Source organism: Microcystis ichthyoblabe FBCC-A1114, from assembly GCF_050500245.1.
Taxonomy (GTDB): Bacteria; Cyanobacteriota; Cyanobacteriia; order Cyanobacteriales; family Microcystaceae; genus Microcystis; species Microcystis ichthyoblabe_A.
This window is the reverse complement of the sequence record NZ_CP191408.1, coordinates 1731772-1745438: the sequence shown is the minus strand read 5'-3', so window position 1 is coordinate 1745438 and position 13667 is coordinate 1731772. Positions and strand designations below refer to the sequence as shown.

The following is a 13667-nucleotide window of genomic DNA, read 5'->3' as shown; positions in this document are numbered from 1 at the left end:
TAAGCTGTGGTGTATGAAGCGTTCAAAACTTTTACCACTATGCCTATTACACCATTGAATTTGTTGTGGTCTCAAAACCTATTAATGGTTCAAGACAATAAAGATAACTTTCTCTATGAAAATGCAAAAACTGCATTTTCACCACTCTGGTGGCCTAACTTCAGATCTCGCTTTAAAGATATACTTTTCTCGGCCACCTGGACGACCAATACACCTTACACACCGATCGCAGGCAATTCACTTGGTGGCGTTAACTCCGTAGCCCCATATACTGCTGCCGTAAACGATACCGTTATTAGAACTCTTGATTCCACAGAAAAAGGGTTACTTATACACACATCACAAAATGGCTCTGGCTCAGTGAATCCAAATCTCTGGGAACCAACAGATATAGCCAATACCAGTCCATTGCCTCCTCCAAATAGCTTAAACCCTAGTGCATTTACCTTTGCAGAAGCCCTAGGAAACGCAAGTTTTGGCAACCTATCTCTAAGCTATTTTCTAGCAGAAGATACATTCCGGGGCATATCGGTAAACCTGGGCAGGATATCTCGCCGTCCCAGTTCATCTGCTAAAGTTACCTTAGTCTGGACGGGAACACCTAGCACTACTGATACAGACGCCAACTTAGATGTTTATCTACAAGGAACGACCACAGGCACGATTTATACTGCGTTTAATGCCGCATGGTTTGGTGGGTCTAGCTTTGTCGGCACTGACGCTGTTGCTGGTGGCGCTGGCGTGGATTTGATCACTGGCGCTGGTGCTGTAGAGTACATAGAGCAAATTTATCTTCCATCGTGGAGTATTTCCCCGTGGGACACCAGTTTTAATGTTTTCGTTAATGGTACACTCGGCTCTGTTCCGGTTTCTACAGGTCAAGATTTCTCGATCTTTTTTACCTCCCGCCCGGTAGTTGGTCAAGGCCACGGCTGGGGTGATGTGCATCTTTCTACCTTTGATGGCAAACCCTATGATTTGCAAGCAGTTGGAACGTTCATTTATGTCAAGTCTCTAACTGATGATTTTCAAGTGCAAACCGTTCAAAAACCTTGGTACACAGGTGCTCAAGTTTCTGTTAATACAGCCTTTGCGATCAGACTAGACGGCAAAACTTTTGTTTATGATTCAGAGCTTGCCATTGGCCAAGAATTAAAAGTTGATGGAGCAACGTATAATCTAAGCAGTGGCGGCAGTGCATTGTTTGGTAACACGAGAATCCAGCGATCAGGGAATCAGTACACCTTCACCTATGCCGGACTAGACGGTAATTTCTCCACAGCCGAGGACAACGATGTCGTCATCGCCTCGGACAATGGAAGCTACGTTGATGTTTTTGTCAATCCTTCTGATGATCGCGCTGGCTCGCTACAAGGGCTTTTAGGTAATGGCGATGGTGATAGCAGCAATGATTTTGCTCTGCGTGATGGCACAAACTTAGGTCCTAATCCCTCTGTTCAAACAATACATACAACGTTTGCCGACAGTTGGCGAGTTGGCAAGGGCGAATCTCTGTTTCAAACAACCACATTTTTGACTACATTGACCAAGTCCACAACTGTATCACCTATAGATATTTCACCTATAGTTATTATAGAGCCTACACCTGATCCCGAGCCTGTCCCTTTTCCCAAGGAGTTTATTTCCTTAGAAACCCTAGCGAAAGAAAATCCCGACGCAGTGGCAAACGCCTTCGCAATAGCACGAGAATTTGGTATTGTGGAAGGTGCGTTTTTGAATGGGGCGGCTTTTGATTTTCTGGTGACGGGGGATAAAACCTTCTTGCTGGGAGCAAAGCAGGCAGCGGACTTGGCACTGCAAAGTGAATTTCAAAATGGAAACATAGCAACTCTACTTCAAAGCGCAGCTCCACTTGGAAGCATCGAAGGCAGTAAATGGGAAGATTTAAATGCCAATGGCATCTGGGATGCAGGTGAAAAAGCCCTAGCCGGTTGGACAATTTACATTGATAGTGTTGCCAATGGAACACTAGATCCTTGGGAACTTTCCACAGTTACTGACGCTAACGGCAAATACAGCTTTACCAACTTGGGACCGGGAGAATATGCCATCCGAGAAGTGAATCAAACAGGCTGGCTCCAAACCTCCCCTAGCACCCCCTACGCTTTGATCTTGAAAGTAGGGGAAAAATTGACTGATGTTAATTTTGGCAACTATCAATTACCCACGATTACACTTAACCCCAGGAGTCAGACCATTGTTGAGGGTTTGACCACTTCTCAAAATGCCCCCTACACCGTCACTCTTTCCCAAGCAAGCAACCAAACCGTCAGCGTTAACTATGCTACTGCTAACGGTACAGCAACCGAGGGATCGGATTACACCGACACCATTGGAACTCTAACCTTTGCCCCTAATGTTACTAGTCAAGTCATCAATATTCCCATTCTCAATGATTCCCTTAATGAAGCAGATGAGACCTTTACTCTAACTCTGTCTTCCCCTACTAATGCTGCTCTTGGTACGCAGACGGCAGCTACCACGACGATAACCGATACTCTCACGGCCGCTGTCACCACGACTTTAGCGGCAAATGTGGAAAATTTGACACTGACAGGAACAGCCGCCATTAACGGTACTGGTAACGCAGGTAATAACGTGATCACGGGCAACACGGCCAATAACCTTCTCAACGGTTCTGGGGGCAATGATACCCTTAATGGTGGTGCTGGACTCGATACCTTGACGGGGGGAGCAGGAAACGATGTCTTCCTCTTCCAATTTTCCCAGTCTATTGTCGCTAACCCTGACCGGATCACTGATTTTGCGATCGGCTCCGACAAAATTGATTTGCTCAGTGCCGCAGGAGGTGTGCTGCCTGCCCCCGCTGCCTTTAGTCGTGCTGCCGATTCTGCGGCTACCACTTTAAACGACGTCGTGAATGCTGTTTTTACCGATGCCAATGGTGCCTTAGCTGGAAACCAAGCACTTGGTATTAATGGCGCGGCCCTGGTTCGAGTAACCACTGTTGGGATAGCCGGAACCTATATTATTGTCAATGATAATGTTGCTGGTTTCCAAAATGCCAATGACTTACTGGTTAACGTTACAGGCATTACCGGCACATTACCCGCTCTCGGTAATATCACTGTTTCCAACTTCTTTGTTTAGTGGATTCCTGATCGCGTGACAAGAATCTTCTCAAGCTGGCGTGTTAGGGGTCGGGAATGGAGTCGCCTCCATCCCCCCCCCTTCAGAACCGTGCATGAGACTTTCACCTCACAGGGACCCTAGTTTGATTGTTCCATTGTTAGGGATACAACTTCTCTTAGGCGCTTGGGTAATGCCCGAAGCCTGCCCTCTGCCCCCTGCCTCCGTTAAAATTAACCAAAGTGAGGCATAAGAGTCAAAACTCCCAAGTCTAAATCTTTACTATCGATCGATTTTGCCTCGTAGAGGGCTAACATATCGTTTAATTGGGGATTACCGCAGGAGGAACCCGTTACCCCCATGGCAATAATCAAACCACAATAACCCTCGGTATTTTTGATGCGTTTTTGCCAATTGCGGCGAGCATTACGGTGGTCGGGATCATCTTGCTCGAATTCCCCAAAGAGATAGAGGTCCCCATTAGCCATTTTCAGAATCCCCAGATCATAACGGGTATCTTCTAGGGGATCTTCGCCGGGGTTAAAACCAATAGCCTCCAAACCGCCAGCTTGTTCGATTTTTTCGATAATTTCCTTGGCTTTCGGTCGGGAGGTCTGGATCATCACCACGGGGAAACCCTCTCCTTTTGTGGGTACGGATTGGGGTTGATAATGGATTTTCGGACGACTGCGAATTTTATCTAATAATTGCCAGGGAACCATTCCCAGACTCAGATGTGCATTATCAGGGACTAGATTTTCCTTGAGTACGGATTCTTCCTCATCATCATCCTCATCGTCGTCCTCCTCTAAGAGTTGCATAAATTCCGCACATAGATCGGGCATCGTAGCCACCGTCACGGCCACGGTTTCCCCTTTTGCTTGTTCGGGATCGAGGGGAATGCGAAAACGACGCTGTAATTCTCCGATCGGTTCTTCGGATAAAGCGGATTGATTGCCTTTAAAAAAGCGCAACAGAGCTATTAAAGCCAAATATACCGTGATGGCTTCTTCTTCATCCAAGTAGGGGCGAATACCTTCGTAGGGATGCACGCTGCCGAAAACTGGATGAATCTGGGAAGGGGCAGCCGAGGCCAGATCGTAGTCATCCTCATCATCGTCCTCATCATCATCGGCCAATTCGTAGCTTAAAAACCAGCAATCTTGGGAAAGAAAGGCTTTTTCTAATCTTTCCATCGATTTTTCTTCTAAAGCGGCCTGCCGGAATTGTTTGAGGGATACTAGGGAACGATAGAGAATGACTCCGTATTCCCGACCGAGCATTCCCATGATACAGGCGTAAAGATTCGGGAAATCGGGGCGATCGATCTTAATTTCCAAGATATCGTAATCAGCCAAAGAGGACCAGGGTTCAGCTTTCCAAATTTCGTGAGCAGTTTTCACTAAAGCGGACTGCCAAGCGGGGGGAATTGCCGGGGGACGGTTATTTTGGAACTCCTCGAACCCACGAAAGAGATCATCGATCAGGGGCAAATTGGGGACATAATCGATGGTGATATCGAGATCTTGTAGTACCCCACGCAGAAAAAACTGTGTTTCTCGATCGCGGACGATAATTTTTTTCGGTCTCGCTGGCCGGGCGGGACTTTGCGGTGTTTCGATGGCGCGGATTAAGGTTCTCACCATGGCCTCTGGTCCGGTTTCGGGGGAAACTACTTCCATAGCGCGTACACAGCCCTCGCTGCCGTCCACCCAGATCACGCACTCGCCACCGCTTTCTTGATTTGGTTCTAGGGTGGCCCGGGGCATTCTCTCGGATAAGGATAAAGCACGACGATCTCCTTCCCAAACGCTGGGAATTTGTGGGATTTTTTTGAGGCGGCTTTGGGTCGTCCGGGGCAGAAGATTCATCGGGAAATTTAGGGGTAGCTGTGTTAGGATTTTAACCTTTTCTTTTCAAGGATTCCATAAGAATTATTCTATCGATTTAGTCCATAACCTGATAGATAAACCGGAAACCTGACCAAGTTGCCAGATCAAAGGCGTATTCATCAATTACACTGCCAGAATTATCCATTTTTAAGCCTAAATCTAATTTTAGATCGCTCCAGAAAGCTCTGGCTATTTCTAGGGGGTTAGTCAGGGTGAGCAGTGGGCTGGCTTCTCCCTTGAGGCTTTGAGTGGCATTGAGAAGGGTCAAGGTTTTCGGGAAAGGATGGCGACTGAGGATCAGTATATTCTCTCTGATGCCCTTGGGTTGACTAATTTTCCAATGCCCTTGGCGGTCATTGGGGATGGTGGCCTTGGTTTTGGCCGCCACGACAAAGGGGGCTAATGGGCTAGAATTGCTGAAATTATCGGGGTTTTCTGAATGGGAACAGTATAAAAGCGGTTGGCGATCGCTGTTGAGGACAAGGATCATTGCGTAGAGGGGTTGTTCTTCTTGATTCTCAATTTGATAGCGAATTTCCGTCCCGACGGGCAGAATTAAGTCGTTTTTAGCGGTATTAGTCCCCCTGCTACCCGCAATTTTTTGAGTTGGCACCGTGGAGATATAGGTTTGATCGAGGCTTTCGAGGGTGACAATGACGGCTAAACCGGAGGATTCTTGATTGATCAACAAGTGCCACAATTTGCAGGCCAGCAGGGTTTCTAGTTGCGATTGCAGTCGTTTGATTCCCGATTTAATTGCTTCGTTGGCTGCCCCTAAACTACCGATAATTAGGGAGCCATTGGGAGATAATAACTGATAATTGCCAGTTTCTTCGCCACCAACTCGACTTAAGAGACAATCTACCGTTTGTTCGCCAATGTTAACCACGGCGGCCACATCGGGCAAACTGGCAAAGGTACTGGTGGCATCTACCCGTTCAATTCGGGTTAAGTTACTATCCAAACCGACGATTAAGCCGATTTGACTCGGAAAAACCCGCAATTTTTCCTCTAGAATCTGTCCTATTTCTAGGGAAGCAGCCGGGGATAATAATTGCGCTTTGGCTTTTAAACCCTGACGGGAGAGAATTTGTAGGCTGATTTCCTCCCCGGTCGCCTCAATAAAGCTCAAACAGGAGTTAATTCCGTAATTTTCCAGGATTTCTAAGGGCAGGCCCACCAGATTGACTTCTAGGGTGCGTTCATCAATAAGATTTGTAACAATTGCCGCCCCACCCCTTGACGTTTCTGACGTTGTATGATAGGGCGGGGCAGAATTATTTTTTTGATTACTGGTCAGGATTGCCGGTTGCTGTTGTTGACTGCTGTGACTAGCGACGAGATTACGGAGATGGGGAAAAGCGATCGCCATTGTCGGACTGGGGGAAACTTGCCAGAGATACTGGGTGAGATCATAGGTGAATAAGCCAGCATTGGGGCTATTACCGCTCAATTCCAGGGCGATTTGCTCCGGTTTAGCGGCAGCGAGAATAACGCCGTTACTAGGCTTATTTTTGAGGTTAAAACGGGTTTTAATATCGGTAGCGAAAGTTAATTCGGCGGGGTTAAGATCAGTAAGGGTTTCGGGATAGGAACGAACGCGAAGATTACCGAGATAGGGCTGAGGTTGGGGGAGATGACTACTATCAAAAATCAAGCTAAACTTATCCGTAGCTAGACAGCGAGCCATCAGCAGGATATTTTCCTTGATTAAAGCATTTTCTGCCCCATCAGCAGTAATAAAAACCTCTTTTCCGGCCCCAAGACTGCCATAACCGCTAAAGTGAAAAATGACCACATCCCCTGCCTTGGCTTGGGCGATCAGGTGTTCTAAAAAAGCCGATTTGATCGCTTCTCCACTGGCTTGTTGTCCCGTTAAAGTTACTATATCAGCATCCTGAAAGCCAAAACGATAACGGAGAAGGTCTTTTTGTAACTCCACATCGGTGAGACAACCTGGCAGCGGCGGAATATTCGCCCCATACTGGTCAATACCGACTAAAAGAGCCAATTTTCTGGGATTAGGGGCGGCGAGAGCAGCCAAATGACGGTTAACTGTCCCTTGACTAATCGCCAAAGTCAGCAACCCCCAACCTGTCTGCTGGATCAATTCTCGCCTAGTTATGTTCATCGAAAATTTTGGGTGGGAAACCCCGCCGTAGAACGGCGGCTTTACGTTAGAATTAAAAAGACCGTCTCGAAAACCAAGTGGGCGGACAGCACCTTGAAAACTCGGCTTAGGGAGTTCCGTTCAGAAAAGCTTGTCCGGGCAAAAAGTCGCGCGCAACAAGTACAAGAAGCGTTTAGTCAGAACCGTACCGTGGGACACACGGAATCGGGCTTCTGAAATGGAGCGAAAGTCTGTGGACTTTGTGTAAGACAGTACATGGTTTTTTAACCGTGGTATGCAACGGTGGTTGAAGCAGAAACTTAAATCGTGAGGTTTAGGAATCGCCGCACTTTTAGGGCGGCGAGGATGTCAAGATCCTTGCATGGCGCGGATTAATTCGGCAGCCACTTCTGGACGGGAGAATTCCGGAGGTGGTAATTCTCCTTTGCGCAGCAGTTCCCGGACTTTTGTTCCCGAAAGGTGTATTCTTTCTTCCGGTAAACTGGGGCTAGTTTTGGTGGTTGCCATTCCCGAAGTGCGGGTACAGTAGAAAGCGTGTTCAAACTTCATCGGCACGATTCCCAATTCCCCCGGCTCGAACTCATCAAAGATATACTGAGCATCGTAGGTTCCGTAGTAGTCGCCGACTCCGGCATGGTCACGACCGACGATAAAATGGGTACAACCGTAGTTTTTACGGATAATAGCGTGGAAAATTGCTTCCCGGGGGCCGGCGTAACGCATAGCTGAGGGGTTGATAGCTAGAATAACGCGATCTTGGGGAAAGTATTTATCCATCATGATCTCATAGCAACGCATCCGCACATCGGCCGGTACATCATCGCTTTTGGTAGCGCCGACAAGGGGATGCAAGAATAAACCATCTACCACTTCTAGGGCGCATTTTTGAATGTATTCGTGGGCCCGGTGGATGGGATTACGGGTTTGGAAACCGACAATCGTTTTCCAAGCTTTTTCGTGGAACATTTTGCGCGATTGCAGAGGATCGATCTGATATTTGGGAAACTGAGGATGAGGATCGCGCTGAAGTAACCATATTGGACCTGAGAGGTTAATTTCTCCCTGTTCATAGAGGACTTTTACCCCGGGGTGTTTCTGGTCGTCGGTACGATAGACGTTAACTGCTTCGTGGGCCTTATTGTAACGGTATTTTTGGGTTAGTTCCAGGACTCCGACAAAGTTACCTTCGCTGTCATCTAAACGAATCCAGTTGCCTTCTTTGAGGGGATCCGCCACTTCTTCGCTAACGGAAAGAGTCACGGGAATTGCCCAGGGTAAACCATTGATTAGACGCATATCATCGACGACTTTTTCGTAGTCGTCCTGTTCCATAAAGCCTTTGAGGGGACTGAAACCACCAATAGCAATCATAACTAAATCCGAAAGCGCTCGTTCATCTAGGGAAACTCGCGGTAGTTTTTCAGCTAGGGCCAGAAATTCGGCTTTTTCGGCAGCGGTAGCAATACGATTAATTAATTGCCCACCGTGGGGCGCGATTCCTTCGGTCAGTACAGTCATAAAAATTTCTTTACATTGTCACGGTTTATCCTATCAGAAGTTGGTTAACCCTTAATCAAGGGGTTGGGACTAGCGATGATTTTCCAGTCGGAACAGTTTACAATAAGATTTGTAAAGAATTATCAATAATTATGAGCGAAAAAGTTGTCCTGATTGTCGGTGCTACGGGGGGTATCGGTGCCACTTTAGCGCGTAAACTAGCTGTTAATGGTCATAAACTCGTATTAGTGGCCAGAAATGCCGATAATTTATCTAATTTAGCTGGTGAGTTGTCTTGTCCCTCGTTAATTGTGCCGACGGATATCACCAATCCCACTCAGGTGGAAACTTTGATGGCAAAAATTGTCTCCCATTACGGCCGGTTGGATGTGTTGGTTAATGCGGCCGGAGCCGGTGTGATGAAACAATATAATAAAATCACGCCGGAAGATTTAGATAAAATGCTCGACCTCAATCTGAAGGGGAGTTTTTATACCTGTCAGGCTGCCGCTAATGTGATGAAGGAAAATAAGGCTGGTCATATCTGTAATGTGGTGGGAATTTTGGGTAAGCATTCTATGGCTATGGCTGCCGCTTATTGTGCTTCTAAGTACGGGGTGGTCGGTTTTAGTAAATGTTTGGCCGATGAGTTAAAACGCTATGGTATTAAAATGACTTTATTCTATTTTGGTGGTGTCGATACTCCTTTTTGGGATCAGGTGAGTTTAAAAGTTGATCGCAATAAAATGTTAACCGCTCAAACTGCCGCTGATGCTATCTATTTTGCCATGAATGCTGAACCCCAAGCCGTCCCCATGGAAATTAATATTCAACCCGATAGTCATCTCTTTTTTTAGTCGTCAGCTTTTTCAGTTATCAGTTATCAGTTATCAGTGAATAGCATTAAGTGGCAAGTTCGGAGTTTTATTTTCACTGTTTACTGCTCACTGAAAAAAACCTTTTTTTGACTTTATCTATGTTTGTTGATCATATTCATTTTTATGTAGAATCGGCCAAAAAATGGCGAGATTGGTTGGTGCGGGTGATGGATTTTCAGGCGATCGCAAGTTTAGTTAATCTCCACACGCACACGGAAATAGTTGGCAATGGAATCCAAAAAGATAAAACTAAACAGATTATTTTTATCTTATCTTCTCCCTTAAATTCCCTTAGTCCCGTGGCGGAATTTTTAAGTAAATATCCTGAAGGTGTGGTGGATGTAGCTTTTCAAGTGGAGGATTTAGACAGTTTAGCTAGGAAAATTAAACAGGATATTTTTATTCAGGAAACTGTTTTGGCTAGGGGTAAGATAAAAAGCTGTCAAATCTCTAGCATTGCTGATCTCAAACATACGTTAATTGAAAGACAGGGAATCACGCCAATTTTAGCCGATCCTAATCTGATTGAGTATGATAGCAAGGAACAATATAATCAGGATATTCTGGCAATTGATCATTTAGTTTTAAATGTTTTTCAGGGAAATTTAGAGTTAACAGCCAATTGGTATGAGGAAAATTTAGGCTTTAAAAAAAGGCAAACTTTTACTATTAAAACGGAGCGTTCTGGTCTTTATTCCCAGGTACTTGTTCACCCCGAAACTGAATTAAAATTACCAATTAATGAACCAGATAGTAACAGTTCTCAAATTCAAGAATTTTTAGATATTAATCAAAAATCTGGCATTCAACACATTGCTTTAAAAACAGAAAATATTTTAAGATTAACTCAAAAATTAAAAGAAAGGAAAGTAGAATTTCTATCAGTTCCCAACAGTTATTATCAACAAATTGACTATCAAAAAAAAGATTTTAATATTGCTGATTGGGAATGGTCAGAAATCAAAAAACAGGAAATTCTCATTGATTTTGAACAAAATAGTTATTCCCTATTAGAAAAGCCGACTTTACTGCAAATTTTCACTAAACCAATTTTTTCCCAGCCGACTTTCTTTTTTGAATTAATCGAGCGCCGTCATGCCGCTAGAGGTTTTGGAGAAGGCAACTTCCAGGCCCTATTTGAAGCGATCGAACGGGAGCAAATACAGCGAGGAACTTTAGATTAAAGTCAGGAAAGCGAGCATTTTTCCCATGAGACTAAGTAGGTAGGTGTTAAAAGTTTTCAGGCACCCCCCTTATCAAGGGGGGCAGGGGGGATCCCCCCGCCTATCGGCACCCCCCTTATCAAGGGGGGCAGGGGGGATCCCCCCGCCTATCGGCACCCCCCTTATCAAGGGGGGCAGGGGGGATCGAACCTAAAATCCATTTTTAATTTAATTATAACCAGCTACTTATCAACGATAACGTAATTCAATCACATCTTTTTTGATCGTGACATCATAGGAACCAAAAAAGGTTTGTCCCAAGAGTCCTAACCCTTTCATTTGGGGAGAAATATTAACAATCTGATTATATAAAGTCATCTCGCCAGCTTTAACAAAATTAATGCGACCAAGATAACCAGTAACGACACCGCCGGCGGTATTATTGATTACTTTCCTTTCCCGTTTGACTTTCATCGCTTTCGCCATGGCATCGGTGAGGACGATGCCACTAGCACCTGTATCAAAAAGCATTTCATAGGAGTGACGGTGATTAAAAACTACCATCACCGTGGGAATGCCTTTAACCCGGCGTTGAATCGGTAGCTGATAAACTTGCGGGGAATTTTTCCTATTTCTAGATGAACCGCCACAGAGACGGCTAAGATCTATGTGTTGTCCATCTGCTCTTTGGAGAAAGCATAGTAGAAAACATTCTGGTAGAAAGCATTGCGATTGAGCGAGAGTCGTGGGGGTGAAGGGAAATAACAGCAGGGTGCTGGACAAAGCGATCGCAGAAAGAGACCTATTCATGGGTTTAACATCGAGAAGACCGACTCAGGAAAAAAACGCTTCTAGCTCTATAATTCCCCAAAAATGCGGGAAAATAAGAGGGTTTAACCCGGAGGCCAGTCCATTGGGCGATCGCCCAAAAGATGGACATGAAGATGATCGACGGTTTGACCTCCATGTTCCCCATTATTGATCACTACTCGATAACCTTGACTTAATTTAGCTTCGGCGGCCACCTTTTTAACAGTTAGTAACAAATGTCCCAATAAATCTTGATCGCCTTCACTGGCTTCCTCTAGTTTCGGAATCGGTTTTTTGGGGATAATGAGGATATGGGTGGGTGCTTGGGGATTAACATCTCGAAAAGCGAGAACCAGATCATCTTCATAGACGATCGAGGCGGGAATTTCTTTCCGGATAATTTTGCTAAAAATAGTCTCACTCATAGACAAATTGCTTTTTTTTTCAACTATACCATTAAGCTCTCAGCTTTTCTGGCTAGGTTATCCCGAGAAATAGGCTGATTTTCAGGGTAAATTCCCAGATAAAATCATTTTTATGCGGAAAACTAGCCTAACATCCTGTTTCATTTTCCTAAGAACTCACTTTATTTTTACTTGAGCCAAAATGTTAGCAAGGGTTTGGAGTGCGGCAATTATCGGCATCGATGCCATTAAAATCGGGGTAGAGGTGGATGTATCGGGGGGATTGCCCGGAATTGCCGTGGTGGGTTTACCCGATACCGCCGTGCAGGAGTCGAAAGAAAGGGTAAAAGCTTCCCTAAAAAATGCCGGATTTGCCTTTCCCATCCGCAAAATTGTCATCAATTTAAGTCCTGCCGATATCCGCAAAGAGGGTCCAATTTATGATTTACCGATTAGTATCGGCATTTTAGGGGCTTCCGAACAGGTAGAAGCCGATTTATTGGGGGATTTTCTCTTTTTAGGCGAATTATCCCTCGATGGTAGTTTGCGTCCCGTGGCGGGGGTTTTACCCATTGCTGCCGCTGCCGAAAAAATGGGGATTAAGGGTTTAGTGGTTCCCGCCGATAATGCCAAAGAAGCGGCCGTGGTCAAAGGCGTACAAGTGTATGGGTTTCGTCATCTATCGGAAGTGGTAAATTTCTTAAATGAACCCGATCGCCATTCACCGATGACTTTTAACGCTGCCGAGGAATTTGGGCGATCGCGAGTAAATCTCCCCGATCTCAAGGATGTTAAAGGTCAAGCCATTGGCCGTCGGGCCCTGGAAATTGCCGCAGCTGGAGGTCATAACCTAATTTTTGTCGGGCCACCGGGCAGCGGTAAAACCATGTTAGCGCGACGTTTACCCGGTATTCTGCCCCAGCTTACCTTTGCCGAATCCCTAGAAGTCTCCCAGATTCATTCCGTCGCTGGATTACTGAAAGATCGAGGTTCCCTGGTGCGCGAGCGTCCTTTTCGCAGTCCCCATCACTCCGCTTCCGGAGCGGCGCTGGTGGGAGGTGGCACTTATCCCCGACCGGGGGAAATCTCCCTTTCCCACCGTGGTATTTTATTTTTGGACGAATTAACGGAATTTAAGCGCAGTGTCTTGGAATATCTCCGACAACCCCTAGAGGATGGTTATGTGAGCATTTCTCGCACTCGTCTTTCCGTCGCTTTTCCGGCCCGTTTTACCTTGGTGGCCAGTACCAATCCCTGTCCCTGTGGTTATTACGGCGATTCGGTGCAACCCTGCAGCTGTTCCCCGCGACAACGGGAACAATATTGGGCGAAATTATCGGGGCCGCTTTTAGACCGTATTGACCTACAAGTGACGGTAAATCGCCTGAAACCGGAAGAAATGACCCAAGAGAGTCGGGGAGAAGCTTCTGAGCAAGTGCGGCAACGGGTACAAGGGGCCCGGCAAAAGGCCAGCGATCGCTTTCAGAATACGGGGATTCGCTCTAATGCGGAGATGAATTCCGAGCATTTGCGGCGTTTTTGCGCTCTGGATGATAGTAGTCGCCATATTTTAGAAGGGGCAATCCGAAAATTGGGTTTATCGGCCCGAGCAATGGATCGTATTCTCAAAGTTGCCCGCACCATTGCCGATTTAGGAGATAGTGAAATGCTGAAAAGTTCCCACGTTGCCGAAGCAATTCAGTATCGCACTCTCGATCGTTTAAGTTAGGGTTTGCGGCAAAAAGTTTGTTGGTGGGGTTAGGAGTCAGGAGTCTGGGGAG

At 46.0% G+C, this 13667-nt stretch carries 9 protein-coding genes; 4 read left to right on the top strand and 5 right to left on the bottom strand.

The window, feature by feature from the left end; genetic code table 11:
* Positions 1 to 39: 39 nt before the first annotated feature.
* Positions 40 to 3132, top strand: a complete 3093-nt coding sequence (locus ACQY1Y_RS08465; protein WP_430014375.1) for a Calx-beta domain-containing protein — start codon at positions 40 to 42, stop codon at positions 3130 to 3132.
* Between the two features lie 212 nt (positions 3133 to 3344).
* Here the strand turns inward: ACQY1Y_RS08465 and ACQY1Y_RS08460 are convergent, their stop codons facing one another.
* The 3 genes from ACQY1Y_RS08460 to sat form a co-directional block, all read right to left on the bottom strand.
* Positions 3345 to 4982 (bottom strand): DUF6930 domain-containing protein, encoded by a 1638-nt coding sequence (locus tag ACQY1Y_RS08460; protein WP_430014374.1) that lies wholly within the window; start codon positions 4980 to 4982, stop codon positions 3345 to 3347.
* Between the two features lie 76 nt (positions 4983 to 5058).
* The gene (locus ACQY1Y_RS08455) at positions 5059 to 7134 is read right to left on the bottom strand and encodes a caspase family protein (RefSeq protein WP_430014373.1); all 2076 of its coding nucleotides are present in this window, start codon (positions 7132 to 7134) and stop codon (positions 5059 to 5061) included.
* A 348-nt stretch (positions 7135 to 7482) separates the two neighbouring features.
* Positions 7483 to 8652, bottom strand: coding sequence for a sulfate adenylyltransferase (gene sat / locus ACQY1Y_RS08450; RefSeq protein ID WP_430014372.1), 1170 nt, complete (start codon positions 8650 to 8652; stop codon positions 7483 to 7485).
* 131 nt (positions 8653 to 8783) lie between these two features.
* Between sat and ACQY1Y_RS08445 the strand changes: the two genes are divergently transcribed.
* Entirely contained in the window at positions 8784 to 9488 is a 705-nt protein-coding gene (locus ACQY1Y_RS08445; protein ID WP_271992776.1) for an SDR family oxidoreductase, read from the top strand.
* A 119-nt stretch (positions 9489 to 9607) separates the two neighbouring features.
* Positions 9608 to 10693 (top strand): 4-hydroxyphenylpyruvate dioxygenase, encoded by a 1086-nt coding sequence (gene hppD / locus ACQY1Y_RS08440; RefSeq protein ID WP_430014371.1) that lies wholly within the window; start codon positions 9608 to 9610, stop codon positions 10691 to 10693.
* A gap of 228 nt (positions 10694 to 10921) precedes the next feature.
* On the opposite strand, the gene ACQY1Y_RS08435 is transcribed toward hppD, so the two are convergent.
* Positions 10922 to 11482, bottom strand: coding sequence for a retropepsin-like aspartic protease family protein (locus tag ACQY1Y_RS08435; RefSeq protein WP_287233942.1), 561 nt, complete (start codon positions 11480 to 11482; stop codon positions 10922 to 10924).
* Between the two features lie 83 nt (positions 11483 to 11565).
* Positions 11566 to 11907 carry a histidine triad nucleotide-binding protein gene (locus ACQY1Y_RS08430; RefSeq protein WP_430014370.1) on the bottom strand — a complete coding sequence of 114 codons (342 nt, stop codon included), beginning with the start codon at positions 11905 to 11907 and terminating at the stop codon, positions 11566 to 11568.
* A 181-nt stretch (positions 11908 to 12088) separates the two neighbouring features.
* Between ACQY1Y_RS08430 and ACQY1Y_RS08425 the strand changes: the two genes are divergently transcribed.
* Positions 12089 to 13615 (top strand): YifB family Mg chelatase-like AAA ATPase, encoded by a 1527-nt coding sequence (locus ACQY1Y_RS08425; protein ID WP_430014369.1) that lies wholly within the window; start codon positions 12089 to 12091, stop codon positions 13613 to 13615.
* Positions 13616 to 13667: the final 52 nt, after the last annotated feature.

Excerpts from the sequence above, each read along its gene's own strand:
- ACQY1Y_RS08455 (WP_430014373.1), bottom strand. The coding sequence starts at position 7,134 with ATGAACATAACTAGGCGAGAATTGATCCAGCAGACAGGTTGGGGGTTG.
- ACQY1Y_RS08430 (WP_430014370.1), bottom strand. The coding sequence starts at position 11,907 with ATGAGTGAGACTATTTTTAGCAAAATTATCCGGAAAGAAATTCCCGCC.
- ACQY1Y_RS08445 (WP_271992776.1), top strand. The coding sequence starts at position 8,784 with ATGAGCGAAAAAGTTGTCCTGATTGTCGGTGCTACGGGGGGTATCGGT.
- ACQY1Y_RS08435 (WP_287233942.1), bottom strand. The coding sequence starts at position 11,482 with ATGAATAGGTCTCTTTCTGCGATCGCTTTGTCCAGCACCCTGCTGTTA.
- ACQY1Y_RS08460 (WP_430014374.1), bottom strand. The coding sequence starts at position 4,982 with ATGAATCTTCTGCCCCGGACGACCCAAAGCCGCCTCAAAAAAATCCCA.
- ACQY1Y_RS08465 (WP_430014375.1), top strand. The coding sequence starts at position 40 with ATGCCTATTACACCATTGAATTTGTTGTGGTCTCAAAACCTATTAATG.
- ACQY1Y_RS08425 (WP_430014369.1), top strand. The coding sequence starts at position 12,089 with ATGTTAGCAAGGGTTTGGAGTGCGGCAATTATCGGCATCGATGCCATT.
- sat (WP_430014372.1), bottom strand. The coding sequence starts at position 8,652 with ATGACTGTACTGACCGAAGGAATCGCGCCCCACGGTGGGCAATTAATT.
- hppD (WP_430014371.1), top strand. The coding sequence starts at position 9,608 with ATGTTTGTTGATCATATTCATTTTTATGTAGAATCGGCCAAAAAATGG.